Source organism: Streptomyces sp. 13-12-16 (genome assembly GCF_002114215.1).
Taxonomy (GTDB): Bacteria; Actinomycetota; Actinomycetes; order Streptomycetales; family Streptomycetaceae; genus Streptomyces.
This window is the reverse complement of the sequence record NZ_NCTE01000527.1, coordinates 1-3,955: the sequence shown is the minus strand read 5'-3', so window position 1 is coordinate 3,955 and position 3,955 is coordinate 1. Positions and strand designations below refer to the sequence as shown.

Annotated in this window: 4 protein-coding genes; 1 reads left to right on the top strand and 3 read right to left on the bottom strand. The window is 69.5% G+C overall.

What is annotated here, in order from left to right:
• Positions 1 to 120: 120 nt before the first annotated feature.
• Together B7767_RS21320 and B7767_RS21315 are read right to left on the bottom strand one after the other, a co-directional pair.
• Complete coding sequence (locus B7767_RS21320) at positions 121 to 822, bottom strand: ribonuclease HII (protein ID WP_085573611.1); 702 nt, start codon at positions 820 to 822, stop codon at positions 121 to 123.
• An 81-nt stretch (positions 823 to 903) separates the two neighbouring features.
• Complete coding sequence (locus B7767_RS21315) at positions 904 to 1,527, bottom strand: TetR/AcrR family transcriptional regulator (RefSeq protein ID WP_085573610.1); 624 nt, start codon at positions 1,525 to 1,527, stop codon at positions 904 to 906.
• Positions 1,528 to 1,713: 186 nt separating this feature from the next.
• Here B7767_RS21315 and B7767_RS21310 point away from each other — a divergent pair, with 186 nt between their 5' ends.
• A complete protein-coding gene (locus B7767_RS21310) occupies positions 1,714 to 3,261 on the top strand; it encodes an MFS transporter (protein ID WP_085573609.1) in 1,548 nt (515 codons plus the stop codon).
• Positions 3,262 to 3,564: 303 nt separating this feature from the next.
• On the opposite strand, the gene B7767_RS21305 is transcribed toward B7767_RS21310, so the two are convergent.
• Positions 3,565 to 3,955: ADP-ribosylglycohydrolase family protein (locus B7767_RS21305; RefSeq protein ID WP_143652573.1), on the bottom strand; the 391-nt coding region annotated here is incomplete at its 5' end.

Below are 3,955 nucleotides of genomic sequence, written 5' to 3'. Positions count from 1 at the left end.
CGGGGACCCTGGGCACTCTCGTGAATCTGAGGCTCCTCGGGAATGAGAGGCATGGGTTGATTTTTATCAAACGTTGGTACGGCTCGCGCCGCCGGGTGGCACATGAGTGCGAGCGGTCCGTCAGAAGTCGAAGCCGAGCTGACCCTCGATTTCCGGAACGCGCCCTTCCGTCAAGCCGCGGACCCTCTTGAGGTGCCGCCACTGGGGCAGCGCATCAAGATACGCCCACGACAACCGGTGGTACGGGGTGGGCCCCCGGACCTCCAGTGCGGCCTTGTGCACGGGCGACGGATACCCGGCGTTGTCCGCAAAACCGAAGTCTGCATGGTCGACGCCCAGTTCGGCCATCATTTTGTCGCGCTGAACCTTGGCGATCACCGAGGCCGCCGCGACGGCCACGCACGACTGGTCGCCCTTGACGACCGTACGGACCCTCCAGGGCGTGCCGAGATAGTCGTGCTTGCCGTCGAGGATCACCGCGTCCGGCCGGACCGGCAGCCCCTCCAGCGCACGCACCGCCGCCAGCCGCAGCGCGGCCGTCATCCCCAGGGCGTCGATCTCCTCGGGTGAGGCGTGCCCCAGGGCGTACGAGGTCACCCAGCTCCGCAGTGTCTCGGCGAGCTCGGTGCGCCGCCTGACGGTGAGGAGCTTGGAGTCGGTGAGACCCCCCGGGGGCCGACGCAGTCCGGTGACCGCCGCGCAGACGGTGACAGGGCCGGCCCACGCACCGCGTCCCACCTCGTCGACACCTGCAACGATCTTCGCCCCGGTCGTGGCGCGCAGAGAGCGCTCGACGGTGTGGGTAGGTGGTTCGTACGGCATGGCGCCCTTAGCGTACGCCGCCCGCGGCGGCCCGCGACACCCCGGCCCCCGAGCGGCGCCGACAACTCGGGGAAACCGCGGTCAGGAGCCGGCCGGCCGCAACAGCGGAACCATCAACTGGTCGATCATCTCCTCCAGATCGACGTCCGACCATTCGCTGCCGCACATCTTCGAGCGATACATCATCATCGCCGGAATGGCGTCGAAGACATACCCGTTCGCCGCGTCGGCACGGACCTCTCCTCGCTCTATTCCACGCTCGATCACGGCGCGCAGCATCCTGATGGTGGGTTCCACGACCCCTTCGACGATGACGGCGTGGAAGCGCTCGGCCTGGAGGGTGTCACATTCGTGAATCACCGAACGCAGAGCGGATCCCGGCTGGGAGAACATCGCGTCGCGCGCCCTCAGGCACAGATCCAGCAGATCCTCGCGCACGCCGCCCAGGTCCGGCGCCTCGTCGAACTGCGGCAGTCCGGCCCGCAGCGCGTCCGCGACCAGATCCTCCTTGGACGGCCAGCGCCGGTAGACGGCGGCCTTTCCGGTCTGGGCACCCGCGGCGACGCCCTCCATCGTCAGGCCGTTCCAGCCGACCGTACTGAGCTGTTCCAGGGTGGCATCGAGGATCGCGCGTTCCAGTACGGCACCGCGGCGGCGGGAGGCAGCCGTCCGATCCTGGGCGGCCACCCAGCTCGAAGAAACCATCTGAACTCTCTCCAACGAGCAGAGGAAGCGGACATTCGGGGATGAAGCACGTGCCGCGCGGCGACCAAGGGGGACGCGCCGAGCAACAACGCATTCAGTGAACGCTTGCGTTCACTGTCGGGGGCTCATACCGTTGGCGCAACAGTGAACGCGAGCGTTCACTGACGCACTCGTGGGGGACCCATAGTGACAACCTCTCCTTTGACTCAGACCCAGAAGCCAGGTGCGGCCCGCCGGGACGGGCGTCCCGGCATCGCGCTCACCGTCATCGCGGCCTGCCAACTCATGGTGGTACTCGACTCGACGATTGTGAACATCGCGCTGCCGCACATCCAGAACGCTCTCGAGTTCAGCACCACCGACCTCACCTGGGTGATCAGCGCCTACACCCTGACCTTCGGCGGCCTGCTGCTGCTCGGCGGCCGGGCCGGCGACATCCTCGGCCGCCGCCGCGTCTTCATGACCGGCATCCTGCTGTTCACCCTCGCCTCGCTGCTCGGCGGGTTCGCCCAGGAGCCGTGGCAGCTGCTGGCCGCGCGCGTCCTGCAGGGCGTGGGCGGCGCCATCGCCTCGCCCACCTCGCTGGCGCTCATCACCACCACGTTCCCGGAAGGACCCGAGCGCAATCGCGCCTTCGGCATCTTCGCCGCGGTCTCCGCGGGCGGCGGCGCCATCGGCCTGCTCGCGGGCGGCATGCTCACCGAGTGGCTCGACTGGCGGTGGGTGCTCTTCGTCAATGTGCCGATCGGCCTGCTGATCGTCGTGCTCACACCGATGTACATCAACGAGTCCGAGCGGCACACCGGCCGTTTCGACATCGCGGGCGCGGTGACCTCGACGGCCGGTATGGCCTCTCTCGTCTACGGCTTCATCCGCGCGGCGGAGGAAGGCTGGCGGGACGGGCTGACCATCGGCTCCTTCGCGGCCGCCGCGGTCCTGCTGGTGGCCTTCGCACTGATCGAGTCCCGGGCCAAGGAACCGATCACCCCGCTGCGGATGTTCACCGACCGCAACCGCGCGGGCACGTACGTGATCATGCTCAGCCTGGCCGCGGCGATGTTCGGCATGTTCTTCTACATCGTCCTCTTCGTGCAGAACGTACTCGGCTACAGCCCGATCGAGGCCGGTCTCGCCTTCCTGCCGGTGACGGTCGTGATCGCTCTCGGGGCCGGCCTGTCGCAGCGGTTCCTTCCCGTGTTCGGCCCCAAGCCGTTCATGCTCGTCGGGTCGGCGCTCGCCGCGGTCGGACTGGCCTGGCAGACGCTGATCAGCTCCGACAGCTCGTATGTCGGCGGCATCCTCGGCCCCATGCTGATCTTCGGATTCGGTATGGGACTGAACTTCGTGACGCTGACGCTCACCGCGGTCTCCGGAGTGGCCCAGCACGAGGCCGGCGCCGCGTCCGGGCTGCTCAACGCCACCCAGCAGGTGGGCGGTTCGGTGGGACTGGCCCTCCTGACGACGGTGTTCGGCACGGCCAGCAAGGACGAGGCGGAGAAGCAGGTCCCGGGCTTCCTCGCGGAAGGAACGGCGGAGCAGAAGGCGGAGTTCGCCCAGACGCAGCAACTGCCCGCTCCCTGGGGCCACGAGGTGCTCACCGAGGGCATCTCCACGGCCTTCGTCCCGGCTGCCGCGATGGCCGTACTCGCCCTGGCCACCGCCTGGTTCGTCATCCGGGTCCGCAAGAGCGACCTGGAGGCGCTGTCCGGCTCGGCCGGACCGGGCATGGGCTGAGAAGGGAGCACCACGGGTGCGGCCCGGCGGCTCGCCGGCCGACGTCTTCGGACTCGGCCGGCGAACGCCCGCCCGGCCCGTACCCGTCAGGGCGAGCAGAAGCCCGAGCAACGCTCTCACGATCACCATCACGGCCCCTCCCCACACCACCACTCCCGCACGACGGACTCGTCTACACGTGTCAGGCCTCATGCCTCACACGGCGGATGTCTCGACAACGAGCGGACGGTCACGGAGAGTTCCCGTGGTGCACGGAGAGTTCTGAAATCCGCCCAGGACCGAGGCGGCGTCCGGTCCTCGCCCTCAGACTGCGGCCCGCATCCACTTCGGCAGGGGCTCGACCCGGTCGGCCCACTCGGCGGGCGGTGCCCCCGCCCTCTCGGCGGCGACCACGCCGCCCACGATCGCACAGGTCGTGTCGACGTCCCCGCCCACCTGTGCGGTCGTCCAGAACGCCCGCTCGTAGTCCCCCAGGGACCGGGCCGCCGACCAGAGCGCGAAGGGCACGGTGTCATGCGCCGTCGTACGCCGCCCGCAGCCGAGCACGGCCGCGACGGTGGCCGCGTCCGCGTAGTCGAGCATGTCCCGGGCCCGGCGCAGCCCCGCGCCGACCGCGCTCCTCGCGGGCACCAGCGCGATGACCCCGTCGAGGAGGGCCTCCGACCCGGGCGGCCCGCCGGGCGCGGCGACCAGC

Coding starts and splice junctions, on each gene's coding strand:
- B7767_RS21320 (WP_085573611.1), bottom strand. CDS start 822: ATGCCGTACGAACCACCTACCCACACCGTCGAGCGCTCTCTGCGCGCC.
- B7767_RS21315 (WP_085573610.1), bottom strand. CDS start 1,527: ATGGTTTCTTCGAGCTGGGTGGCCGCCCAGGATCGGACGGCTGCCTCC.